We start from the raw sequence: 22,677 nt of genomic DNA on the forward strand, positions 1-22,677 counted from the left end.
GGACATCGTGACATCCCGGTATAGCCCGCAAAATTGCATATTGACGATTCAGGTTTTCCGTTGCCACAATCATAGCAGCGAAGGCAGATTTGGTTGTCAATCGCTTACATAGGTTGATACATCGTGAACTCGACAGGGTGATCAGGGCATGCGGAGTCGGTGGATGGGCGGCTTGTTGGCCGCAAGTCTCGTTGGACTCGGGGCCATCGGCGCAATTTGTGATGGGGCGGAAGGGCCCTTCGGCGTGCATCGGCAGGCGGCTTCGGTTGCGTATCGCGGCAAAGAGGTGAAGGCGGCGTCGGCGTCCACGTCCTCAGATGCGGATGGCGTTCATTTCTCGCTTCCGTTTTTCTTCGGGCCGCCGGTGAAAATCGTGACCTTTGGCTCGGGCATTCCTTCTTCTCAGGTCACGCACATCCAAAATCTTCTCAATCGTGTGAATTCCATTCAGCGCATTCGCGACTTTCTCGGGGTCCGCATGAACCACACGGCGACCATCGTGCTCGTGAAAAACGCCGCGGACTACCAGGCGGAACTGCGCCAGCTCGGCGTGTCGGCCGGGGACGCGTCCAGTCTCTCCGAGGACTCCAACGGCTTCACGCTCGGCAGCACGGTCGTCATTCCGCTGTTCCAGAACCCGACGGATGTGGACTTGGCCAATGTGTTGACGCACGAGCTGACGCACGTCGATATCAACCAGCACATTTCGAACATTCCCAGCTGGATGAACGAAGGCATGGCGGTCTACATGGGGATGAACGGGCAGAAAGCCATCGAAAATCCCGTTGATTTCGCGAGCGATGAGAAGCAGGATGCCGAGGACATTCTGCAGGTCGTCCAATCCAATCAACTGGTCCCTCTGACGGGCAGCGAGGCCGCCATCCTGTCCGGCCAAGAGACGTATGACTACGAATTGCAGGACTGGCTCGCCGTCTGCTACCTCATCGCGCACTACGGCAAGTCGTCCATTCAGACGCTGGTTCGCCATCTCGAATCGGAGAATCCAAACCAGGCGTTTTACGACACCTATGGCGAGACGGTTTCAGCGTTCAACGCGCAATTCACCAAGGCTCTCAAGCAGTCCGCCAGCGTGGCCAGCGCCGGCGCGTCGCTCGAGATCAGCATTTCTCCGTCCTATCACGGCGAGATTTTCGTGCAACCGCCCAACCAGGCCGTCGGCCACGGATTCAAGGCCGAGCCGGGGACGCACCACGTGACTGTGACCGCCTCCGGGCAAGTGCAGGCCGATCTGCCGCCGGTCGGAACGAAGAAGAGCAAGATCCCGGCCACGCCCGGGACCATGTACGTGTCGCTCTTGCCACAGCGGTTTGGGAGCGTGGACGGCCAGAAGTTGCTCGACGCCGAGATGGAAATTCAGATTCAAAACGGCCTCTACACGTTCGAGAATGCGTGGGAGGAACTCGAAAATAACCCGATGTACGATCCGTCCTATCTGCCGGAGGTGCTCGGGGTCACCATTACGGCCATCCACGACGAGGCTCCGAACGATCCCATTCTCACGATGCTGAACGCCGAAAACGCATGAACATCAAACGAGAGGCCACCTTGCGACAGCGGGTCGCGAGGTGGCCTCGTGTTGATCGCGGCGACGCGCGCGTCATTGGCGCGATCGGAGGAACTCCTGCACCGTGAGCTTTTGCTCCGTGCGCGCGTGAAAGAACGCGATTCGGTTGGAGTAGCGGCCGGCGATGAAGGACGCCGGGATGACGACGGCGAGGGTGACGAGCAGGTCATGCATGGACAAGGTCATAGGCCCCTCCCTGAAATGTGGTCCTTCATTCGCTCTATGTCTATGAGATCTCGAGGAGGGACATGACTGAACAGGACGCGCCCGCGCGTATCAGGGGAAAATCGGCATCGATGGCCGGCCTGTGCTATAATCCCGAGAGGAACTTCGTCTGACAAGCCTCATGACCATCCGATGGCACCCTGGAGGAGGATGCTCGTTGAAAATCACCGATGAGACGGTGAGTCACGTCGCGAAACTTGCGCGGCTGTGGCTTCATCCTCAGGAACTCTCGCAACTCGTTCCCCAGTTGAACGACATTCTCGAGTACGCCGCAAAACTGCAGAGCGTCTCGTTGGACGGCGTGGAGCCGACAAGTCATCCGTTCCATGAGGTGAATGTGGTGCGCTCGGACGTGCCGCGCGAAAGCCTGTCGAGAGAGGAAGCGCTCCGCAATGCGCCGGATCAGGATCAGGGCATGGTGCGCGTTCCGGCCGTTTTGGAAGGAGGGGGCGGCGCATGAGCACGCCGACGGTGAAGGAGATCCTCCGGTCCATCGCGGCGGGGGAGACAAGGGCGCGCGACTGGGTGGAGCAGTCGCTCCGCGCGATTCGCGAGATTGACGGCCGCTTGAAGGCTTTTCTCCTCGTCGATGAGGAGCAGGCGCTCGCCGCGGCGGACCGGATCGATCGCGCCAAGATGTATCAGCATGCGCCGCTTCGCGGCGTTCCATATGCGGCAAAGGACAACATCGTCACGCGGGGCGTGCGGACCACGGCCGCGTCGCGCATCCTCGAGAATTACATACCGCCCTACAACGCGACCGTGATCGACAAGCTGCAGCAGGCCGCGGCCGTGATGGTGGGCAAGACGAACATGGACGAGTTCGCGATGGGATCGTCCACGGAGACGTCCGCGTTCCAGAAGACCGCGAACCCGTACGGCGAGGACCGCGTGCCCGGCGGATCGAGCGGCGGGTCGGCGGCGGCGGTGGCGGCCGGACTGGTGCCGTTCGCACTGGGTTCGGACACGGGTGGATCCATTCGCCAACCGGCGGCGTTCACCGGCTGCTTCGGCCTGAAGCCCACGTACGGACGGGTATCCCGGTACGGGCTCATCGCGTTTGCGTCATCGCTCGATCAGATCGGCCCGTTCACGCGGACGGCGGAGGACGCGGCGCTCGTGCTGAACGCCATCTGCGGCCACGATCCGCTGGATTCCACCTCGAGCCGCCAGCCGGTGCCCAATTTCGCGGACGGGATCGACAGGGGTGTCAAGGGCGTGCGCGTGGGCATCGTGCGCCACCTGCCGGAAGAGGGGCTTGAGCCGGGCGTGAAGGCGGCGGTCGATCGCGCCATCCAACAGCTTGAGGCGGAGGGTGCCGAGATCGTGGAGATCGATTTGCCGCACATGGAGTACGCGGTGGCGACGTACTATCTCATCGCGCCGGCGGAGGCGTCGTCGAACCTCGCTCGCTACGACGGCGTGCGGTACGGGCGGCGCGCGGAAGCGTCGAGCCTCCTCGAGATGTACGAGCGGTCGCGCAGCGAGGGCTTCGGCATGGAGGTCAAGCGCCGGATCATCATCGGCACCTACGCCTTGTCCTCCGGCTATTACGACGCGTACTACAAGCGGGCGCAGCAGATGCGGACGCTCATCCGCCAAGACTATGAGCGGGCGTTTGAGGCGTGCGACGTGATCGCCATGCCGACGGCGCCGACGACGGCGTTCAGGCTCGGCGAGAAGCTGGACAACCCGCTGCAGATGTACCTGAACGACATCTACACCATCCCGGCCAATCTCGCGGGCCTGCCGGGCGCGAGCGTGCCGTGCGGATTTGTGGATGGGCTTCCCGTGGGGCTGCAGCTCATCGGCAGGCCGTTCGACGAGGCGACGATTCTGCGCGTGGCGCACGCGTACGAGCAGGTGCGCGACTTCGCGTGGCCGAAACCGGTGCTGGGGGTGGCAGAATGAACTACGAGACGATCATCGGCCTCGAGGTGCACGTCGAGCTGAAGACGGACACCAAGATCTTCTGCGGCTGCCGCAACGACAGCAAGTCGGAGCCCAACACGAACGTGTGCCCGGTCTGCCTCGGCCACCCCGGCACCCTGCCGGTGTTGAACGAGCGGGCGCTGGAGCTTGCGGTCAAGGCGGCGCTCGCGCTCCACTGCAAGATCAACCAGAAGTCGAAGTTCGACAGAAAAAACTATTTTTACCCTGACCTTCCGAAGGGGTATCAGATCTCGCAGTACGACAAGCCCATCGGCGAACACGGGTACATCGAGATCGAGGTGAACGGCGAGACGAAGCGCATTGGCATCACGCGCCTGCACTTGGAGGAGGACGCGGGCAAGTCGATGCACGCCGCGGACGGATCGCACACGCTCGTCGACTACAACCGCACCGGCGTGCCGCTCATCGAAATTGTGTCGGAGCCGGACATCCGCTCGCCGGAAGAGGCGCGGTTATACCTCGAGGCGCTGAAGAGCATCATGGAGTACTGCGACGTGTCCGACTGCAAGATGGAGGAGGGGTCGCTGCGCTGCGACGCCAACATCTCCCTCCGCCCGGTGGGACAGACGGCGTTTGGCAACAAGGTCGAGTTGAAGAACATGAACTCGTTCCGGTTCGTGCAGCGCGCGCTGGAGTACGAGGTCGAGCGGCAGCGCGAGCGGTACGAGAGCGGTGAGCCCGTGATCCAGGAGACCCGCCGCTTCGACGAGGCGACCCAGACGACGGTGTCGATGCGCACGAAGGAAGAGGCGCACGATTACCGCTACTTCCCCGAGCCGGACCTGGTTGATCTCGACATCGACGACGCGTGGCTCGAGCGGATCCGGGCCTCGCTGCCTGAGTTGCCGTCGGCCAAGCGCCGCCGGTATGTAGAGGAACTGGGCCTGCCCCCGTACGACGCGGGCGTGCTCACCTCCGATCCGAAGATGGCCGCGTACTACGAGGCCGTGATCGCGGCCGGCGCCGACGCGAAACAGGCTTCGAACTGGGTGATGAGCGACGTCTCCGGCGCGTTGAACGCCGAGGGCAAGACGTTTGCGGATTGCCCCATTCCGCCTGAGCATCTGGCGGGGCTCATCGGCGAGGTCGCGAGCGGCAAGATCTCGTCGAAGCAGGCGCGCGAGGTGTTCAAGCTGATGTGGGAGACTGGCAAGAGCGCGGCCGAGATCATCAAGGAGAAGGGCTTCGAGCAGATCAGCGATCCGGCCCAGTTGCAGCCCATCATCGACGAGGTCGTGGCGAACAATCCGAAGTCGGTGGCGGACTACAAGGGCGGCAAGGAGCGCGCGCTGGCGGCACTCGTCGGCCAGGTGATGAAGGCGACGCGCGGCAAGGCCAACCCGACGCTGGTGAACGAGATGTTGATCGAGAAGATCAAGAGCCTCTGACGGAGGGATGTTTGGATGGCGAACACCCAATCGCCGCCCGTCGCGGCGGGCGAGGAATACGAGGTCGAGGCGATCCGCCAGAACGACGACGGCGATGGTGTGGCCGCGATCGGCGGGATGACCGTGTTCATCCCGTTTTTGTTGCCCGGTGAACGCGCGCGCGTGAGAATTGAGCAGGTGGAGAAGCGGTTCGCACGCGCACGCCTGTTGGCGCGCGCGAACGACGCGCCGGACCGCGTGGAGCCGCGGTGCCCGGTGTTTGCGCGGTGCGGCGGCTGCCAGGTGCAACACATGGCGTACGCGGCGCAGGCAGCGTGGAAGGAGGCCCGGATTCGGCGGATGGCGGAGCGGCTGGGGCTCGAGGCGGGCGTGGTTCGGCCCATCGAGACCTCGCACACGCCTTACCGCTACCGAAATCAGGTCCAGATGCCCGTGCGCTGGAACGCGACCGCGCAGCGCGTGGAGATGGGCTTCTTCGAGCTCGGCTCCCACGACATGGCCGTGACGGAGACGTGCCTCCTCGTTCCCGAGGCGATGGACGACGTCCTCCGCCGCGCTCGCTGGTTTCTCACGTCGCTCGGGTCGACGGCGCAGTTTGTCCACCACGTCATTGTGCGCCAGTCGCACGCGACGGGCGACATGGCGGTGGTGTTCGCACTGGCGACGGACGATCCGTCTGTCAAGCGATCCGTCGGCCGCTTCCACGCCCCGCAAGTCGTGCAGGTCGCGGTGACCGTCCAGCCGCGCGCCCACGGCCCCGTGTGGGGAGATGGCGCCGAGGTGATGAAAGGGGGGAGCCACCTCGAGGAGAACCTCTGCGGGCTTCGCGTGCGGTGGTCGCCGCGCTCGTTTCTGCAGGTGCAGGCGGACATGGCGGAGCGCATGTACCATCACGTCGTCCGCGCTGTCGAGGTCCGGGAGACGGACGTCGTGATCGACGCGTACTGCGGCATTGGCGCGATGACCCTGCTTCTGGCGAGCCATGCGGCCAGGGCGGTGGGCGTCGAAGAGGTCGAAGACGCCATCGCCGACGCGCGCGCCAACGCCAAGCTGAACAGGGTGCGGAACGCGGAGTTTGTCGTCGATCGCGTGGAGCGCTGGCTGCCGCGCTTCGTGGAAGCAGGGAACCGAGCCGATGTGCTGGTGTTCGACCCGCCGCGAAAGGGCGTGGACAGGGCCGCGATTGAGGCGGCCGCTGAGGCGAACGTCGAGCGGCTGGTCTACGTGTCCTGCAACCCCGCCACGCTGGAGCGCGATCTCCGCCTGCTTGCCGCGCGCGGGTTCTATGTGACGGACATTCAGCCGTTTGACATGTTCCCACAGACGTCGCACGTGGAGTGCGTGGTGACCATGCGGCGAGGGTAGCAGTTGTGCCGGCCCGCCATTCGGCGGGCTCGCTTCCGCGCGTTCTCGAATGGCCCCATCTCACAAAACGACATACCCTCACGTTCGATGGCTGGCGTCTGCTTCTGTGCGAACCGCGTGAATCCAATCGGCGATGTCTTCGATGACCTGTGGATGCACGTGTTGTGGCACCCGGTACTCCCGTTTCGCCTTTCGGATCTCGCCGTAGACAGCTGGCATCAACAGGTGGTTGAGGTTCGGATAGAGCTTGAACGTGGCGTTCGGCCTGCCGCCGAGCAACTGGCGGTACCCGTTGAAATCGTTCTCAACGGACACGTGAAAATCCTTCTCGCCCTGCAGGAGGAGAATGGGCTTCGTCAAATCCCGCAGGTAGCGCTCGGCAGGGTGTTCTCCCATCTCCTTGAAGTAGTAGGCCGAGACGCGCCGGCCTAAGAGTTTCGTCGCCTTGGCCTCTTCATCGCTCAGTTCGTAGAGATGGGCAAATTGCGCAGTCAACTTGGCGATCTGGCGCTCGGCGATTCGTTTCACAAATCGATTGCGCAGGCCGTTGAGGACTGACATATTTTGGTCGATCAGAATCTCCTCAAGTCTCCGAGGCGATCCCGCCATGATGATGAGGCCAGCAAAATCCCCACCCGCCGCGTCGATCCGCGGCGCCAGCATGCCACCCAAGCTGTGACCGATAAGAAAGATCTGGTTCTGGGCCACGCGCGGGTGGTTGCGAAGGAGAGTAGCCGCACGCAAAGCGTCTTCGATGGTCTCCTCCCAGACGGTGATATAGGGGAGGCGGCGCATCTGGTTGCGGTAGACGTAGGTCCGCTTGTCGTAACGAAGTACGGCGATGCCTCGGGCCGTCAGGCCCTCGGCGAGATCGCGAAACGGCGCGTTGTTGCCGACGCGTTCGTCTCGGTCGTTCGGCCCAGAGCCGTGGACCAAGAGCGCGGCTGGCAAGTCGCGCTTTTCCCCGTCCGGTAGGGACAGACGGCCGGGGAGCGGATGGTCCGTTTCCGAGCCGACGATCACCTCTTCCTCGAGCATGAGACCGTCCTCCTCGCCGCGGTGTGTCATACGGAACGAGCTCGACGAAGCCTGAGAATTTCGGAATCGTGTTCCAGTGCGCGCACCGCCAAGGTCTCGAGCATGCGATGGTGCTGCGCTTGCGTGCCTCGCACGTCCACCATGTCCGAACGAAGTCCAGCGTACATCGTGTTGGTGGCAGCCACCATGGAAATCAATTGGGTCAGATGGTGTTCATGGCGTGTCAAGGTGAGGGACTGTTCGTCCAGCAGGCGCCCATGCTCGCGGAGCAGGTTCGTGTGCTCATCCAGCGTCTCGGTGTGGCGCCGTAGGGTCTCGGCTTGCGTCACCAACTGATGCTCGACCGCTGAGAGGCGGGTTTCGACGCGATCCAACCGGGCTTCGACACGGTCGAGGCGTTCTTCGACACGGTCGAGCCGTTCTTCGACGCGGTCAAGCCGCTCCTCGACGCGGTCAAGCCGCTCTTCGACGCGACCGAGCCGCTCTTCGACGCGACCGAGCCGTTCTTCGACACGGTCAAGCCGCTCCTCGACGCGGTCAAGCCTGACTTCGATGCGATCCAACCGCTGCCCGATGTCCTGCTGCAGTCCCGCGACAAGACCCTGAAGTCCCTCGAGAGCCGTCAGAATGGCCTCCGACTGATCCGCCATAGATGATCCACTCCTTTCCTTATTCAAGACGAGCGATGGGGAAACGACGACCGACGTGAATCGATAGAGCGATGATAACCTTGTTCAGAAAGAGGATCAAGAGGATTGGACTTATAATTTTGTAAACTAAATCTACAGGTGGCGAAGTATCGCTTTGCGCCTGTGTGTACATCGTCGGGGCTTACGCTGGGGTCATCATTCACGCTGCCATGTCGAAATGGATACGTTACTATGAATCTATCACATGGATGACGTCGGGTCACCAGAGGTGGACGACGTTTGCCTGGGAGACGCGATGTTCGCAGGGTGGATTGAATTTACGGAGGTATGCATGTGCTGAGAGCGGTCAACACGCCTCACCGCCTGGGCATTGAGGTGAGCGGGGATGCCGAAGATCTTCAAATGTTGTATCAAGCGCTTTCGGAACTGGCCGGGGATGAAGACGAGTGGCCTCAGTTGGAGGAGGCCCGCATTCGTATCCTCGCGGTGTGCTACGATCTTCGCCATGCTCTACAAGGGCACCGCGACGTAGAAGCATACGACAACGGGTTGACGCCCGAGATGATGCGAGCCTGGGGCCGGCTTGGGCCTCGAGAGAACGTTCGTTTCGCCTTTAAGATCCTGTATCCTGAGGCGCTGTTCGTCACGGCGGCTCTGAACGATTTCCTGTTCATCTACACGGGCCCCCATGGCGAAGCCATCACATCTCGAGAACACGCCGATCAGATGGATCTCAACATCGTGTACGGGCGGTATTTCCAGACGCTCGTGCTCCGCTGCGCGGAGGAGATCACCAGTAAAAGCGGCTTCAAGCGCCTGCGCAAGGCGCTGAACACCAAGTTTCCATGGACGTACCAGTACTTCAGTCAATACCTTGACTACCTCGACGAGGAGTTCGTGCGGAAGCGCCCCGAGCGGCGCGGCGTCATCTTACCTACGCTGGTCGAACGAATGACTTCCAAGGGACCCGAATACCAGGAGATGGTGAACGCGATTCGGGCATTTGCAGACGAGCACGGTTGTGAACCGGAGTCGGTCCGGTTCCGTGACGAGATCGACTGGGAGCACCTCGAGTGGTGAGGGCATCCATCTCTATGAGCCGGAACGACTTTCGCAGAAGGTAGCCAGCCCATTGCGCCGTTCCATTCGCGGTGCCTGAATCACGTGACCGCCAGCTCGGCATTGCACGCTGCGGACAGCTTCACGCGGGACGAGGTGGCGTACACGCTGTTTTGCCGCTTGCTCAGCCTCGAGATCATATCGCCCGAGGAATTGGCCTGGCTCCTCGAGCAACTGGTGAGTGACCATCACCTGTTTGCGGGCATCGGGGAAGTCGGAGACGACACTGTCTTCGGACGATCGTTCAGCGTCCTGGTGGCGGGTCACGTCCTCGATGTGGACGCGGCGCATCGCTTGCTCGACGTCGATCTCGTCCACGGCACGATTGCGCGCATCTTGCGGTACGCGGTCGCTGAACGCGATAGGCGTGGCTTCGTGCCCGGCAAGGGCTGGGCGCACAGCGCCGCCCGTACCGCCGACGCGCTCGGCGCCTGCGCGAGGCATCCGGCCGCATTCGAAGCCCATTGGCAGGCCGTCCTTGTCGCGATCGCCAGCGTTGCCGATACCGATGAACCCCTCATCTATCTGGAGGACGAGCGCCTGGCCCTCGCCGAGCGATCCGTCTTTCAAAGGGCCGGTTGGCGTCCGGAACTGTGGAATCCGTGGATCGCCCGCTTTGACCGGCCAAGCGAGTGGACGCCGGAAGTTACAGTTCGACATGCCAACCGCGTGCACCTGCTGCATGCGGCGAGATGCTGTCTCGTTCGCAAAGTGGGGCCGAGCCTCTGGTGCGCGCCATCGATGCGCGGCTCATGGAGATTTGTGTGGATCGAGGGTGAGAAGGGGGAGCGGTCTGAACGACATGCAGGGGTTCCCGGATACACGCGGTTGTTATCCAGGCTCTGTACGCGGACGAGAACGACGGGGATGACCAGGAACGCGACGGCTTTACCACGCCGACGTACGGCGATACACATAGCCACCTTGGCGCAGTCCCTGTATCAACGCCGCAGCGGGGCCCAGTTTGCGACGGAGGCGTGATACGAGTTTGGCGATGCCCTTCGGATTGACGTGCCCCTGCCAAAGGGTTTGGGCAATTTCGTCGCGACTCACGACTTCATCCTCTCGGCTGATGAGGAGATCCAGTAATTTTGCCTCCATCTCGGACAGCGGCACCAAGCGGCGTTCGATGAGCAAACAGCGTTCGCTCTGCTTGTAGCGGACGCCGAGTCCGAGATTGACGGATGCAAGGGGGAGGGAGGGCAGGCCGTCCGGCACACTGAATCGCTTGAGAAATGTCTGCGCATCGCCGCCGATGAAGGTGCGAATGGCGGAGAGCGGGTCGGTCAAAAATCCGGACAGGCCGAGATCCCGGGCGCGTTGCCAGTCGCGCTCGGTCAGCGCCGACCGGACCAAAACGTAATGCCGTCGGTGTCGCGGGGACGACTGCAACATCTCCCAGAATGCATCGCTCAAGTTGAGCGCTCCATCGATGAAGATGTCCTCCGAATCTGCCGCGCCGAGCGCGGTGATGCGCTCGTAGGTCCTGCACGTCCGCAGATCACATCCTTCCAACACGACGGCAAGCATGCGCGCTAGACACAATTCGTCTGTGCACAGGATGATGCGCATGGGTTCACGCTCCTGACCATCCACGCAAACTGCTTCTTCTCAAGTCTACACATTCTTGTGCAATATCCCATGTCCGGAACTGCTATTGCTAGCAAAATGCTAGCGAAATTCCTTTCGTCGATCACGTAGACTACTCTCAGAATCTATCAAAGCAAATTTAGGAGGTTGAAGCGGTGAAACTCGAGTGGATGGTACGCATGTTCGTCGTGGCAGGATTAGGTCTAGTCGCTGTGTGTCCAGTCGTGGCTGCTGATGACAACAGCTCTCTCCAACCATTGGGAACTTACGTTCCACATACGAATACGTCTCAGACTCTAACTCTACCGGGAGGCGAAGGGACGCTTACAGCGAACGTATGGCGCTCGTTCTATGCGTCTCAAACAGGTAATGCGCTAACTTGGGAGTGGCAGGTGTCTGCGGTTTACGCCGGATCGCGCAGTGTGGAATGGATTCGGACGCAGTGGTATAGCCAAGCAGACCTGAGAAACGGCGCATCCATTTCGATGGGGGTTTCTGGTGATTCCGCAAGTGCATCGTATTCGTCTTCGTGGCAAACTGTGAGAACTCCGACGAAATACTGGACCAACAATAATGGGGCCAAGGAATCGGATTACCGAGGCAACCTTGTCATCGGTCCAGCAGTCGATTATCGGCAAGGTTCGATTGTGACGGTCAACACGGCCAGCGTGAAACTTGCCGGTGATCCGAAGACCTACACGATCAGCGCTGGAGTGTGATCCATGAAGCGTGTCCGAAGATGGGAGACCCGCACGTCTGTCTCGCTCGCTGTTTTCGGAGCATTGCTCATCATGACGGCCTGCGGGTCTCAGCCTGCCTATCAGAACTCCGTCGTCATTCCAAGGCCGTCGAATGATCACGAAAACGTGATCGAGGATCCGGTTGATCAGCGGTTCGTCCTCTACGACGAGGAGAACAAAGCCGCCGTAAGTTGGACCAACGTGCCCAACGAGTTTGTTTACAATTTCGCGACGCCCTCTGACGTCTACACCGTCGGCAACAGTCTGACGAATCACTTTTCCATCGTGCGGTTGGTGAACGGAAAGGTGCAGACATTGGATGTGCTTCCCGATCAAGCACACGAGGCAGTGTTTCCCCTTGCCACGAACGGCCGGATGATGTTCTTTCTCTTGGTTCATTATCGCGACGACGGCACCGAAGTGTGGCGCCACATTGTGCGCTGGGACGATCATTCGAAGGCGCTGTCTCCCTTCGAATACGTGGACGGCGCCATCGAGCAAGGCGCACTTGTAGGGACTGACCTCTACTACACCGTCATCCGGCCGGATCGAAGCGTCTGGCTGTATCGTGTGGACGGGACGCGTCTCGACGCTCGCCCTACTCTGGTGTCGACGCGATGGGCTGAGGGGCCGCTGCTTTCGTGCGAAGGGGACCTGCTCACGGTGAAAGGCCATCGCCTGATGTTCGGCTCACACTCATTGCCTGTGAGAGCGGTGAATCTGGTGACACCGAACGGGATACTCGTCCAATTCGATGAAGACGAGAACTCGTTGACCACGCGCGCAGATGTGTATGAGCTGAGGGACGGCCGACGAATTGGCGGTGCCATCAACGTAGAGGGGTTTCAATGGGTACAAAACGGTATTCAATTGGACTGTAAGGGCCATATCGAGACCGTTTTCTGGAGTGAAACAGGCGGGATCGGAGAGATTCACGGATGATCGTCTTACAGGAGGTCCGCAAACGATATGGCGAACGCGAAATCTTGAGCGGTATCACGGTCACGTTGGAAACGGGGCGGGTCTATGCCATCGCAGGGCCAAGTGGCTCCGGAAAGACGACACTTCTTCAAATTTTGGCTGGCTACGAACACCCAACCTCCGGGACGGTACAAGCGCGGAAGACCTTGCGCCTTGAGTACGCTCCTCAAGATTTTCTTCTCTTTTCCAATCTGACGGTTTGGAATCACCTGCGTCTCAAAGCGGCAGCCAGGCGGCTGCAAGAGAGATGGGAGGAGCGTGCGCACCGACTTTTGGCTGACCTCGGAATCGCGAACCATTGCCGTGCGCCGGTCGGTACGCTTTCAGGCGGAGAGCGACGGCGACTTCAACTTGCTATCGCACTGCTGCCCCCTTCCAATGTGCTTTTATTGGACGAACCGACCTCGAATCTCGATGCGATTGCGTCGGAGCAAGTGTGGGAGACGTTGGCGCGGGAAGGTGCGGGCAAGACGATGGTCATCTGTAGTCACGCGCCGATACCGGCGCGATTGGAGCCTGTACGCTGGCAACTGCGGGGAGGCGTGCTTGATGTGGAGTGATGGCAAGATCTTGCGCAGCGCGGCCCGAATGATGCGAGCCAAAGCGCCGATCCAGTTTCGCCTTGCCGCCGCTACCTTGTTCGTCGCCGCCTTTGCGCTATCAACTATGGGCTTATTTGCATGGCGCGTCGTTCAGGATGCCAAGCGCCAATTCGTAACGAACACCGCCGTTCACGTGATCCTTGTAACCTCCAGGTCTTTAGGCGAGCAGGATCTCCCGCGTCCCGTCCAGTGGCAAGATCGGCAGCGTATCCAAGAAATCCTCGACCAATCGCTGTCCGACGCGGGTGCCCGGGCCTGGAATGTCTATCAGATCAATTTCGGCATCACCGATTCCGAAGGGCGCGCAGATTGGGTGGAATCTGTGGATCCGGGTGCCGCATCGCTCCTTGGTCTTGCGCAGATGCGCGATGACACCGCCTATACCACGTCGTCTAAGGCTTCTCGCTTGATTCTCTACGTTCCCGTCGTGCGCCAAACGCAGGGTGGCTATGAAAGTGATCGGCGTATTCCCATGACCCTTACACGGGTCGAACAGATTCCGAGGCAAGCTCCGCTCATGGCGCTGTCTTCCGCATTGAATGCGGACAGTCCCAACGGTCGCCCACTATTTGTATCGTATGACGCGTATCGTACGATTTTGGAACGAGCGTTCGGCCAGCCCTTTCCGGGCGTGATCCGCGCACTTGAGCGAGGCCAGGACTTCGGTATTGAGCCCGTTGCATCCGTCGCGGTGTATATACCCCACTTGACGGATGTCGACCAAGTGGCGCGCATTCTGACGGCTCACCATTACAATGTCGCGTACGCACTGGGGGCGTTTCAGCAACTGTCGTCCACCTGGCGCACCGCGGCTCGAATGGCCTTCGGCTTCATCCTGGTGACGGTCGTGGCCATGTACCTTGGCGCATGGCTTGCCTTTCGCAGCGATCTCCGCCGTTCCCGAAAGGACCTCGGGATCCTTCGTCATTTTGGCTTCTCCGCTCAAGAAGTGGCTCGAATCTATCATTTAAAGTTTCGCGGCATGTTTCTTACCTGTGCGGGAAGCACGGCCCTATATACGCTGGTCGCGGGTGCCTTGGTGTTTCGCCTTCCTTGGTATGCCTGCGTCGTGCTTGCGTGCGCTGTCGCCGCCTGCGTAGGTCTGATGTCGATGGCAAATGCATCGGCTGCACGGAAAACAGCCGCGCTCCATCTCCCGCAGTTGCTCCGATTCTCCAAAGAGATGGAGTGAACGTAGTTCATCCGTTCGGTCGACCTGACAGTCGGCGATTGAGTGCGATCAAGAGCGGCAGGTAGACGAAGCTCAGAACTGTCGTCACCGCCACCACCATCGACGTCCATTCCTCCGCCATCTCGTAACGGCTCGCGAGCGCGACGGTGTTGACGGCAGCCGGCCTGCTCGCTTCGACGAACAAGACGGACGCGAGCAGGCCCCGGATGCCGAGCGCCATGAGCAACAGTTTCGCCGCCACCGGTAGTTGTTCGAGTTGCTGAAGATGGTCGTCAGCATGAGCGCGCGCGAGGTCGGTTGATCCAGCCGAAATAGGCGGCCCACCGTCCATGCCGCCAACCAGCAAAACGCGGTCATCGCCGCAGTGAATGCCACAATTTGGACGACGGGATCAACGCGCAGATTGGCGTTGGGCAGCGCCGACAGGATGAAGGCCGGGGCCAACAGGTACAGGGCGACGGTGGAAAGCGATCTCGTTTCGACCTCCTGATACCGCGCCACAAACGCGTCTGCGGCGCAGACCACGACAATCGGCACGGTGATGGTCCACAGAAGGTGCACAAAGCTCATTTCACAAACCCCATATTTCGGCGATCTCGACCATGAAGTTTCGGCCACGTCACTCGTTCTCGCCGACACCGGAATTCTCCCGCCCATCCGTTGACGAAGCCGCGGCCTTCGGGTATAAAGGAAGTGCACTCCCGGGCGAAGCGTCTGCTCGGTGAAAATCGAATCGCGCGGTAAAATGGGTGGAGTCTGTCAAACGGCAGGCTCCTTTTCATGTTTGGAGGTGCTCGATGGCGTCGAACGCCCTGCAAGTTGCGGAATCGTACCTATTCGCGCTCTTTGTCATGCTCGCGTCCGGCACCTTCGCCGCCCGGGTGGCCGAGCGGCTGCGACTGCCCGACATCGTGCTGTACGTGATCGCAGGCTTCCTGCTCGGGCCCACGGTGCTCGGCGTGCTGCGCATCCCCGAAGGCGGGGCGTTTCACGACGCCGTCCTGTCGCTCGGCGCAGCTTGGATTGTGTTTCAGGGCGGGCTCGAAATGCGGTTTCAGGTCCTGCGCCGCATCTGGCTGTCCGTGTTCCTGCTCGCCACCCTCGGCCTGGCGATCACGGCCGCCATTGTCGGCGCCGCCGCACATTTCGCTTTGGGGCTGCCGATCATGTCGGCGCTCCTCCTCGGATCGCTGCTCGCGTCGACCGATCCCGCCTCGCTCGTGCCCATCTTTCAGCGCCTCTCCATCCGCGCGCGGGTGGCGCAGGCCGTGATCGCAGAGTCTGCGTTCACGGACGCCACGGGCGCCATGTTGACTGCGCTGGTGCTGAGCCGCGTCATGGCGTCAGGCGGTGCGCACGCGAGTGCGGGCGATCTCGCCGAGCAAGTGATGCGCCTCGCGCTCGGCGGAGCCGCGATCGGCATGGCGCTTGGGCTTGCGGCCGCGTGGCTCGTGAGCAGGCACGCGCCTCCGACGCCGGGGGGGCGGTCGCTGTACCTCGTCCTCGCGGCGCTCGGCAGCTACGCGGTCGCGAGCGAACTCGGGGCCAGCGGCTTCATGGCGAGCTTCGTGGCCGGGATGGCTCTCGTTCATGCGCCCAAGCGATGGCCGAGGGTGGAAGAGCCGGCGCGCGTTGCGCTCGAGGGATTCGTCGACGCGATGTCGCTGCAGTTTCGGATGCTCATCTTCGTGTCACTCGGCAGCCAGATGAACCTGCGGCTGATGGCGCATCACCTCGGACTCGCGCTTCTCGTGGTGGCCGTGTTCATGCTTGTGGCGCGCCCCTTGACTGTGCTCGCGAGCCTGGTGCCGGATCGGCGGGCGAAGTGGACCTGGCGGGAAATTGTGTTTTTCTTCTGGGTCCGCGAGACGGGGACCATCGCCATCGCGCTCGCCGGCCTCGTGCAGGGCGCGGGGGTCTCCGGCGCACAGGTGTTCACCCAAGTGGCGGCGACGGCCGTGATCGCCACGCTCTTGCTGCAGGCGAGCACCACGCCGCTTCTCGCGCGCTGGCTCGGCTTGGTGGAGCGTTGAACGGTCATTTGGGTTCTTGGACAGGTTTGGGTATACTGGACCCAAGCCCATTCCATTGGAGGTGTCCTATGGCTACGAACGTCTCCCATCTGAAACACACGCGCATCGATCTCGCCGAAGACGTGAAGAAGCGCATGATCGAACTGCTCAACACGCACGTCGTGCATCTCACGGATCTTTGGAACCAGACGAAGCTGGCGCACTGGAACGTCCGCGGACCCCATTTCTTGTCTTATCACAAGATGTTGGACGATCTCGCGGCACACCTGGTGGAAACCATCGACGAGGTGGCGGAGCGCGCGACGGCACTTGGCGGTGTGGCGGGGCTGCCGATTCAGGACCTCGCAGCGCAGACGAAGCTGCCGAAGTGGGACCTGTCCGTCACGAAGGACGTGGACGTGCTGAAGGCGCTGGCGGATCGCTGGGCCGTCGTCGCGAACGAGGCGCGAAAGTTCATTGAGGAGTCGGGAGAGCACGATCCGGACACCGCAGATCTGTTCACCGAGGTTTCAAGGCAATTGGATCAGGACCTGTGGTTCCTGGAAGCACACATTGAGCAGTGATACCTCTCGCTTGCGGAGCCCCGCTATCATCGCGGGGCTTTTTCGCGTCGTTGTGCCCCAAATTCGTCCCAGTCGTGAGACGCGGATGGCCCCTTTTCGACCATGCTAGCGAGCCGCCCACATCCCGTGAAAGTCCATGACCTATGACGAGTCTATTTTTCGGTCAAAAACAAAAATAAAACAACACAAAACAGATTTGTTCGTGTATAATCGCTCTTGTGAGAACCCTTTCATGAGTGTGCGGGGGTGAGTCGAGTGCTTCATGTCGCTGCGGTCGATCTCGGCGCATCCAGCGGCCGCGTCATGCACGGCATGTTCGACGGATCGCGCCTTGAACTGGAGGAGCGCCACCGATTTTCGACTCGCCCCGCAAAGCGCGACGGCCACCTGGTCGTCGACGTCGACCATCTGTATCGCGGCATCCAAACAGGGCTCGGACGCATCGCTTGTGCGAATCCGATCGCGTCGGTGGGGATTGACTCGTGGGCCGTGGACTTCGGCCTGATTGACGAAGCGGGACGGCTTGTTCAGCCACCGCGTCACTACCGGGACGGCGCCCACGAGGCGGGCGTCCGCCGCGCGGTGCAGCGAATCTCGCTCGAGGACCTGTTTCGCGAGACGGGCATTCAGCTTCTCCCGTTCAACACCGTCTATCAATTAATGGCGTTGCAAGAAGAGAACGAATCGCTTTTGTCGAGGAGCCGTTTGCTTCTGCTTCTGCCTGATCTCTTGAATTTCATGTTGACGGGCGTCGCTCACGCGGAGTGGACGAACGCCACCACGACGCAGCTCGTGTCGGTGCGCACGAAAGGATGGGCCACGGAGGTCTTGGAGCGGCTAGGGTTGCCCGCAACTCTCTTCCCGGAGATCCGGAGCCCCGGCACTTTACTCGGCCCGGCTCGCCACCTTGTGGAGATTGGACAGCCGCAGGTGGTGCACGTCGCATCCCACGACACGGCCTCCGCGGTCGTCGCCGTGCCGGCGATGCGCCAGCCGTATCTCTACATCAGCTCGGGGACCTGGTCACTCGTCGGAACCGTGGTGCCAGAGCCCATCACGTCGGATGATGCGCTTCGGTGGAACTTTTCGAACGAGGGCGGCGTGGGCCACTACCGATTGCTCAAGAACGTGATGGGCCTCTGGCTTCTCCAGGAGCTCGAGCGCGAATGGGCGGCGACGGGCGAGTCGGTATCGCTGCCCCAGATGTTGCAGGAAGCCCAGCTTGCCGAACCGTTTGCTCATCTTTTCGATCCCGACCACCCTCGGTTCCTCCACCCGTCGTCCATGACGGAGGCCATAAAGCAGGCCGTGATGGAATGGGGTGGCCATCCGCCGGAGCAGCGAGGCGAGATGGTTCGAGCGGTCCTCGAGTCGTTGGCGCTCAAGTACCGCGTCGTGGTGGAAGAAGTGAAAGCTCTCACAGGGTTTCATTTCGAGGCCGTCCACGTGGTCGGCGGTGGCTCGCAAAATCCCCTTTTGTCCCAGTGGACGGCGGATTGCTTAGGTCTTCCGGTGATTGCTGGTCCTTCAGAGGCGAGCGCGTGGGGAAACGCACTGATGCAGCTCGTGGCTCTCGGCGAGATATCCGATTTGGAAGAAGCAAGATCGCTTTCGCGTTCGTCCGTCGCGCTTCGCACGTACGAGCCGGCGAATACGGCTTCATGGGAAGACGCGTACGCGCGTTTTCGCGAGCGACTGAGCCACCATCCGACACTGGCGAACTCGTGATTTAAGGAGGAAACTGCCGTGATCGTCACACAGGAAATAACCGCTCTCCAGCAACTTGTCGACCGATCTCGCCGCCTCGGCGCGGATCGCAGCATATGCAATTGGGGTGGGGGAAACACGTCCGCCAAGACCACCATGCTCGATCACATGGGCCGCGAGATCCGCGTCATGTGGGTGAAAGGCAGCGGCTCCGACCTCGCCGAGGCGACGGAGAAGAGCTTCACCGCGCTGCGTCTGGATGAGGTGCTGCCGCTCATGGAGCGCGACGCGATGACGGACGAGGAGATGGTCGACTACCTCGCGCACTGCATGGTAGAGGCCAAGCATCCGCGATCGTCCATCGAGACACTGCTCCACGCCTTCATCCCGCACACGCATGTGGATCACACGCACCCGGACAGCATCATCGCCATCTGCACGAGCACAAACGGGCGCGAGGTGGCGAAGGAGATCTTCGGCGATCGCGCCGTGTGGGTCCCGTATCTGCGGCCGGGGTTCGCGCTGTCCAAGCTGGTCGCGGAGGCCGTGCGGGCGAACCCCCAATGCGAGTGCGTGCTGATGGAGAAGCATGGTCTCATCACCTGGGGCGAAACGTCCGAAGCATGCTACGCCAACACCGTGCGCATCATTGGTGAAGCTGCGGAGTACCTCGAAGCGAAACAACGGGGACGCGTGGCCTTCGGCGGTGTGAAACATCCCGCGCTGCCACAGGAAGAACGGCGCCGCATCGCCGTGCAGATCCTGCCGTTCGTCCGAGGCATCGTGAGCGAGCGACAAGGTGCCATTCTCTCCTTCGATGACAGCCCCGAGTTTCTCGAGTTCGCCGGCAGCCACGACGCGCCGTCGCTTTCGCAGGTCGGTGCCGCCTGTCCGGATCACCTCGTTCATACCAAGCGCCGGCCGCTGTTTGTGGATTGGTCCCCTTCCGAAGGCGTCGACGCGTTGAAAGAAAAGCTGAAGGCGGGGCTTACGGCGTATCGCGACGACTACACGGCCTATTACGAACGGAACGTCGACCTCGACGTGCCCATGCACGATCCATTTCCACGCATCCTCCTCATTCCGGGGCTCGGCGTGATTGGCACAGGCAAGAACAAGAAGATGGCGAACATCGCGCTCGATCTGTACCGCAGAGCCATCGAGGTCATGCGCGGTGCGACGGCCATCGGCGAGTTTGTGTCGCTCGACGAGAAGGAGTCCTTCGACGTCGAATATTGGCCGCTCGAGCTCTATAAGCTCACACTTGCGCCGCCGGAGAAGGAATTGTCGCGAAAGGTGGCGTACATCACCGGCGGGGCCGGCGGCATCGGCAGCGCGACCGCCCGCCGTCTGGCGGAGGAGGGGGCGCACGTCGTGATCGCCGATCTCGCTGCGGACGCCGCCCGGCGCCTGGCGGAGGAGCTGTGTGCCGATCACGGCCCCGGTACGGCCATCGGCGTCGCGCTCGACGTGACGCAGGAAGATGCGGTCGTTCGTTCCATCGAGGAGGCCATCCTGGCTTACGGCGGGATCGATCTCTTCGTCTCAAACGCGGGCCTCGCGAGCTCGGCGCCTGTCACCGAGACCTCGCTCGCCGAGTGGAACAAGAACGTCGCAGTGCTCGGTACGGGTTACTTCCTGACGTCGCGAGAGGCGTTCCGCGTGATGGTGGAGCAGGGGCGCGGCGGCGCGGTGGTCTTTGTGACGTCCAAAAACGCGGTTTACGCAGGGAAGGATGCATCGGCGTACAGCGCCGCGAAGGCGATGGAGAACCACCTCGCGCGCTGCTTGGCCGTCGAAGGCGGGCCTCACGGCATTCGGGTGAACATCGTCATGCCGGACGCGGTTCTCCAAGGATCGAACATTTGGAATTCGGCCTGGCGCGAGGAGCGCGCACGCGCGTACGGCATTGCGCCGGAGGAGCTTGAAGACTACTACCGCAGGCGCACCATTCTCGGCGTCAACATCCTACCAGAAGACATTGCGGAGGCCATCCTGTTCTTCTGCTCGCCGAGATCGGCCAAAACGACCGGGTGCATGCTCACGGTGGATGGAGGCGTCGCCGCCGCGTTTCCGCGGTGAGGCGCGAACTGGGAGAGGAGTCGTGAACGCATGAGTCGCATGGATCAGGCGTACGCCCTGCTCGAGGCGGAATGTCGGGATCGCGGCGTGGATCTGGACGCCGCTGCCCGCCGCCTCGCGGCGCTGGAAGTGGAAACACCTTCTTGGGGCTATGGAGATTCGGGCACGCGCTTCAAAGTGTTCCGCCAACCCGGCGTGCCGAGAAACGCGTTTGAGAAAATTGACGACGCGGCCGTGGTGCACCGACTCACGGGCGCGTGCCCATCCGTTGCGATTCACATTCCGTGGGACAGGGTCGACGATTACCGCGCCCTCGCCGATCACGCCCACAACCAGGGACTGCGCATCGGCGCGGTGAATCCGAACTTGTTCCAAGACGATGACTACATGCTGGGCAGCATCACGAACGTCAAACCCGAGATTCGGCGGAAAGCCATTCAGCACATTCTCGAGTGTGTCGACGTCATGCGCGAGGTCCGTTCAAATGTGCTGAGCCTCTGGGTGCCCGACGGGACCAACTACCCGGGCCAAGGTGACATTCGCCGGCGTAAGCGGTGGCTCGAGGAGGCGCTGCGCGAGATCTACGACGCGCTCGATCCCGATATGCGTCTTTTGATTGAGTACAAGTTCTTTGAGCCCGCGTTCTACCACACGGACCTCGCCGATTGGGGAATGGCCTATCTTGCGGCGGAGAAGCTCGGCCCGCAGGCTCAGGTCCTCGTCGACACGGGGCATCACCCGCAGGGGACCAATGTCGAGCACATCGTCGCGGTGCTGTTGGATGAAGGACGCCTCGGGGGCTTCCATTTCAACAGCCGCAAATACGCCGATGACGATCTCATCGTGGGTGCCATCCAGCCGTATGAGCTGTTCCTGATCTTTTGCCAAATTCTCGAGGCTGAACGTTCTGACGACGAGCGCGTGGCTGCCACCGCAAGGGCCATTGCGTACATGATTGACCAGAGCCATGCGGTTGAACCGAAGATTCCGGCGATGATTCGTTCTGTTTGCAACATCCAAACGCAATTTGCCAAGGCGCTTCTGATCCCTTGGGATTTGTTGCGCGAAAGGCAGAAACAAAACGACGTGCTCGGCGCGGAGGAGGTGGTGCGGGTGACGTTTGAGATGGATGTGAGGCCACTTTTGTGGCGCGTTCGCGAGGAGCGAGGGTTGCCTATCGATCCGATGAAGGCGTTTGAGGAGAGTGGGTACAGGGAGGCTGTTGCATCCAGAGGCGTCGGTGGGAGCGGGTGGAGTTGAGGATGTGCAGCTCTGATTCGGAGAGGTTGGTATTCGATAGAGGCCGTTGACTCGGGAGGGGTGACGGTGTTCCGCTGGTTGATCGCAGATGGATTCATTCCCTCTACAAGCCAAGGACAGCTCGAAAGTCACGAGTCGCTGTGCATCGTCAATCCACACTCGAATGATGCATCTGTTCAGATTAAGGTGTTCTTCGAAGATCGAGATCCTATCGAAGGGATCGCGGTTGTGTGTCCTTCGGGAAGAACTCGACATATCCGAGTGGACACCCTAACCGGATCGGACGGACGAACGGTACCACGCGGAGTGCCTTATGCCATGGAGCTTACCTGTCCATTGGAAGTAGGCGTTCAACTATCGAGGCTCGATTCGACGCAGTCCCAACTTGCTTTGATGACCGTTTCTGGAGTGCGTGTCAGTACGTGACCATGTGAACATGTGAATGCGCCTTCCGCACACCACGAGGAGATAGGTTTGATGATCTGTTTTTCTGTTTATGTTGAGTATTTGTTATTTTATTTTTGAATGCGCATTTACTTTTTGTTTATGTGTGTGTATTATTCTTTCTGTAAGCGTCTTCAGTTACCTGTGCGACAGATGATGC

The 22,677-nt window shown here is 61.2% G+C and carries 22 protein-coding genes; 17 read left to right on the forward strand and 5 right to left on the reverse strand.

Annotated elements, in window-relative coordinates:
• Window positions 1-148 precede the first annotated feature (148 nt).
• Window positions 149-1,546 (forward strand): hypothetical protein, encoded by a 1,398-nt coding sequence (locus tag AACI_RS03465; RefSeq protein ID WP_245530694.1) that lies wholly within the window; start codon window positions 149-151, stop codon window positions 1,544-1,546.
• A 72-nt stretch (window positions 1,547-1,618) separates the two neighbouring features.
• Here AACI_RS03465 and AACI_RS16520 read toward each other — a convergent pair whose 3' ends face one another.
• Entirely contained in the window at window positions 1,619-1,765 is a 147-nt protein-coding gene (locus tag AACI_RS16520; RefSeq protein ID WP_169304832.1) for a hypothetical protein, read from the reverse strand.
• Window positions 1,766-1,967: 202 nt separating this feature from the next.
• Here AACI_RS16520 and gatC point away from each other — a divergent pair, with 202 nt between their 5' ends.
• Genes gatC through rlmD form a run of 4 tightly spaced genes read left to right on the forward strand, consistent with a single transcriptional unit; the run spans window position 1,968 to window position 6,516 of the window.
• Complete coding sequence (gatC, locus tag AACI_RS03470; protein ID WP_012810093.1) at window positions 1,968-2,270, forward strand: Asp-tRNA(Asn)/Glu-tRNA(Gln) amidotransferase subunit GatC; 303 nt, start codon at window positions 1,968-1,970, stop codon at window positions 2,268-2,270.
• Complete coding sequence (gatA, locus tag AACI_RS03475) at window positions 2,267-3,721, forward strand: Asp-tRNA(Asn)/Glu-tRNA(Gln) amidotransferase subunit GatA (protein WP_012810094.1); 1,455 nt, start codon at window positions 2,267-2,269, stop codon at window positions 3,719-3,721. The genes gatC and gatA overlap by 4 nt, the downstream gene beginning before the upstream one ends.
• Window positions 3,718-5,151 carry an Asp-tRNA(Asn)/Glu-tRNA(Gln) amidotransferase subunit GatB gene (gene gatB / locus AACI_RS03480; RefSeq protein WP_012810095.1) on the forward strand — a complete coding sequence of 478 codons (1,434 nt, stop codon included), beginning with the start codon at window positions 3,718-3,720 and terminating at the stop codon, window positions 5,149-5,151. The genes gatA and gatB overlap by 4 nt, the downstream gene beginning before the upstream one ends.
• A gap of 15 nt (window positions 5,152-5,166) precedes the next feature.
• Window positions 5,167-6,516, forward strand: a complete 1,350-nt coding sequence (rlmD, locus tag AACI_RS03485) for a 23S rRNA (uracil(1939)-C(5))-methyltransferase RlmD (RefSeq protein WP_012810096.1) — start codon at window positions 5,167-5,169, stop codon at window positions 6,514-6,516.
• A gap of 78 nt (window positions 6,517-6,594) precedes the next feature.
• Here the strand turns inward: rlmD and AACI_RS03490 are convergent, their stop codons facing one another.
• Both AACI_RS03490 and AACI_RS03495 read right to left on the reverse strand, forming a co-directional pair.
• The gene (locus AACI_RS03490; RefSeq protein WP_012810097.1) at window positions 6,595-7,554 is read right to left on the reverse strand and encodes an alpha/beta hydrolase family protein; all 960 of its coding nucleotides are present in this window, start codon (window positions 7,552-7,554) and stop codon (window positions 6,595-6,597) included.
• Between the two features lie 26 nt (window positions 7,555-7,580).
• Complete coding sequence (locus tag AACI_RS03495; protein WP_012810098.1) at window positions 7,581-8,204, reverse strand: hypothetical protein; 624 nt, start codon at window positions 8,202-8,204, stop codon at window positions 7,581-7,583.
• Between the two features lie 327 nt (window positions 8,205-8,531).
• Between AACI_RS03495 and AACI_RS03500 the strand changes: the two genes are divergently transcribed.
• Both AACI_RS03500 and AACI_RS17215 read left to right on the forward strand, forming a co-directional pair.
• Entirely contained in the window at window positions 8,532-9,284 is a 753-nt protein-coding gene (locus AACI_RS03500; RefSeq protein WP_394295642.1) for a DUF6904 family protein, read from the forward strand.
• A gap of 216 nt (window positions 9,285-9,500) precedes the next feature.
• Window positions 9,501-10,304 carry a DUF2785 domain-containing protein gene (locus tag AACI_RS17215; protein WP_394295650.1) on the forward strand — a complete coding sequence of 268 codons (804 nt, stop codon included), beginning with the start codon at window positions 9,501-9,503 and terminating at the stop codon, window positions 10,302-10,304.
• Here the strand turns inward: AACI_RS17215 and AACI_RS03510 are convergent.
• Window positions 10,212-10,895, reverse strand: coding sequence for a winged helix-turn-helix domain-containing protein (locus tag AACI_RS03510; RefSeq protein ID WP_012810100.1), 684 nt, complete (start codon window positions 10,893-10,895; stop codon window positions 10,212-10,214). The genes AACI_RS17215 and AACI_RS03510 overlap by 93 nt on opposite strands.
• A gap of 173 nt (window positions 10,896-11,068) precedes the next feature.
• On the opposite strand from AACI_RS03510, the gene AACI_RS15800 reads away from it, so the two are divergent.
• From AACI_RS15800 to AACI_RS03525, 4 genes are read left to right on the forward strand one after another with little or no spacing between them, the layout of a single operon-like run.
• Window positions 11,069-11,632 (forward strand): hypothetical protein, encoded by a 564-nt coding sequence (locus AACI_RS15800; protein ID WP_012810101.1) that lies wholly within the window; start codon window positions 11,069-11,071, stop codon window positions 11,630-11,632.
• Between the two features lie 3 nt (window positions 11,633-11,635).
• Window positions 11,636-12,595: a hypothetical protein gene (locus tag AACI_RS03515; protein ID WP_012810102.1), complete on the forward strand. Its 960-nt coding sequence runs from the start codon at window positions 11,636-11,638 to the stop codon at window positions 12,593-12,595.
• Entirely contained in the window at window positions 12,592-13,194 is a 603-nt protein-coding gene (locus tag AACI_RS03520; protein WP_012810103.1) for an ATP-binding cassette domain-containing protein, read from the forward strand. Before AACI_RS03515 ends, AACI_RS03520 begins: the two co-directional genes overlap by 4 nt.
• Window positions 13,184-14,428 (forward strand): hypothetical protein, encoded by a 1,245-nt coding sequence (locus AACI_RS03525; protein WP_012810104.1) that lies wholly within the window; start codon window positions 13,184-13,186, stop codon window positions 14,426-14,428. Before AACI_RS03520 ends, AACI_RS03525 begins: the two co-directional genes overlap by 11 nt.
• A gap of 7 nt (window positions 14,429-14,435) precedes the next feature.
• On the opposite strand, the gene AACI_RS03530 is transcribed toward AACI_RS03525, so the two are convergent.
• On the reverse strand, window positions 14,436-14,669 hold the full coding sequence (locus AACI_RS03530; protein ID WP_245530695.1) for an AEC family transporter: 234 nt from the start codon (window positions 14,667-14,669) through the stop codon (window positions 14,436-14,438).
• A gap of 556 nt (window positions 14,670-15,225) precedes the next feature.
• Between AACI_RS03530 and AACI_RS03535 the strand changes: the two genes are divergently transcribed.
• From AACI_RS03535 to AACI_RS15805, 6 genes are all read left to right on the forward strand, one after another.
• The gene (locus AACI_RS03535) at window positions 15,226-16,461 is read left to right on the forward strand and encodes a cation:proton antiporter (protein WP_012810106.1); all 1,236 of its coding nucleotides are present in this window, start codon (window positions 15,226-15,228) and stop codon (window positions 16,459-16,461) included.
• A 68-nt stretch (window positions 16,462-16,529) separates the two neighbouring features.
• Window positions 16,530-17,024, forward strand: a complete 495-nt coding sequence (gene dps, locus AACI_RS03540) for a DNA starvation/stationary phase protection protein Dps (RefSeq protein WP_012810107.1) — start codon at window positions 16,530-16,532, stop codon at window positions 17,022-17,024.
• Window positions 17,025-17,270: 246 nt separating this feature from the next.
• The gene (locus AACI_RS03545) at window positions 17,271-18,752 is read left to right on the forward strand and encodes a rhamnulokinase (RefSeq protein WP_245530696.1); all 1,482 of its coding nucleotides are present in this window, start codon (window positions 17,271-17,273) and stop codon (window positions 18,750-18,752) included.
• Between the two features lie 18 nt (window positions 18,753-18,770).
• Complete coding sequence (locus AACI_RS03550; protein WP_012810109.1) at window positions 18,771-20,813, forward strand: bifunctional rhamnulose-1-phosphate aldolase/short-chain dehydrogenase; 2,043 nt, start codon at window positions 18,771-18,773, stop codon at window positions 20,811-20,813.
• Window positions 20,814-20,843: 30 nt separating this feature from the next.
• Window positions 20,844-22,073: an L-rhamnose isomerase gene (gene rhaI, locus AACI_RS03555; RefSeq protein WP_012810110.1), complete on the forward strand. Its 1,230-nt coding sequence runs from the start codon at window positions 20,844-20,846 to the stop codon at window positions 22,071-22,073.
• Window positions 22,074-22,139: 66 nt separating this feature from the next.
• The gene (locus AACI_RS15805) at window positions 22,140-22,499 is read left to right on the forward strand and encodes a sensory rhodopsin transducer (protein ID WP_342626156.1); all 360 of its coding nucleotides are present in this window, start codon (window positions 22,140-22,142) and stop codon (window positions 22,497-22,499) included.
• Window positions 22,500-22,677 lie beyond the last annotated feature (178 nt).

It is taken from the genome of Alicyclobacillus acidocaldarius subsp. acidocaldarius DSM 446 (assembly GCF_000024285.1).
GTDB lineage: Bacteria > Bacillota > Bacilli > Alicyclobacillales > Alicyclobacillaceae > Alicyclobacillus > Alicyclobacillus acidocaldarius.

Bases quoted from the DNA above. Each gene is read 5' to 3' on its own strand.
- AACI_RS03520 (WP_012810103.1), top strand. From the start codon at position 12,592: ATGATCGTCTTACAGGAGGTCCGCAAACGATATGGCGAACGCGAAATC.
- AACI_RS03490 (WP_012810097.1), bottom strand. From the start codon at position 7,554: ATGCTCGAGGAAGAGGTGATCGTCGGCTCGGAAACGGACCATCCGCTC.
- gatA (WP_012810094.1), top strand. From the start codon at position 2,267: ATGAGCACGCCGACGGTGAAGGAGATCCTCCGGTCCATCGCGGCGGGG.
- AACI_RS03525 (WP_012810104.1), top strand. From the start codon at position 13,184: ATGTGGAGTGATGGCAAGATCTTGCGCAGCGCGGCCCGAATGATGCGA.
- rhaI (WP_012810110.1), top strand. From the start codon at position 20,844: ATGAGTCGCATGGATCAGGCGTACGCCCTGCTCGAGGCGGAATGTCGG.
- dps (WP_012810107.1), top strand. From the start codon at position 16,530: ATGGCTACGAACGTCTCCCATCTGAAACACACGCGCATCGATCTCGCC.
- AACI_RS03510 (WP_012810100.1), bottom strand. From the start codon at position 10,895: ATGCGCATCATCCTGTGCACAGACGAATTGTGTCTAGCGCGCATGCTT.
- AACI_RS03495 (WP_012810098.1), bottom strand. From the start codon at position 8,204: ATGGCGGATCAGTCGGAGGCCATTCTGACGGCTCTCGAGGGACTTCAG.
- AACI_RS03465 (WP_245530694.1), top strand. From the start codon at position 149: ATGCGGAGTCGGTGGATGGGCGGCTTGTTGGCCGCAAGTCTCGTTGGA.
- rlmD (WP_012810096.1), top strand. From the start codon at position 5,167: ATGGCGAACACCCAATCGCCGCCCGTCGCGGCGGGCGAGGAATACGAG.
- AACI_RS03535 (WP_012810106.1), top strand. From the start codon at position 15,226: ATGGCGTCGAACGCCCTGCAAGTTGCGGAATCGTACCTATTCGCGCTC.
- AACI_RS03515 (WP_012810102.1), top strand. From the start codon at position 11,636: ATGAAGCGTGTCCGAAGATGGGAGACCCGCACGTCTGTCTCGCTCGCT.
- gatB (WP_012810095.1), top strand. From the start codon at position 3,718: ATGAACTACGAGACGATCATCGGCCTCGAGGTGCACGTCGAGCTGAAG.
- AACI_RS03500 (WP_394295642.1), top strand. From the start codon at position 8,532: ATGCATGTGCTGAGAGCGGTCAACACGCCTCACCGCCTGGGCATTGAG.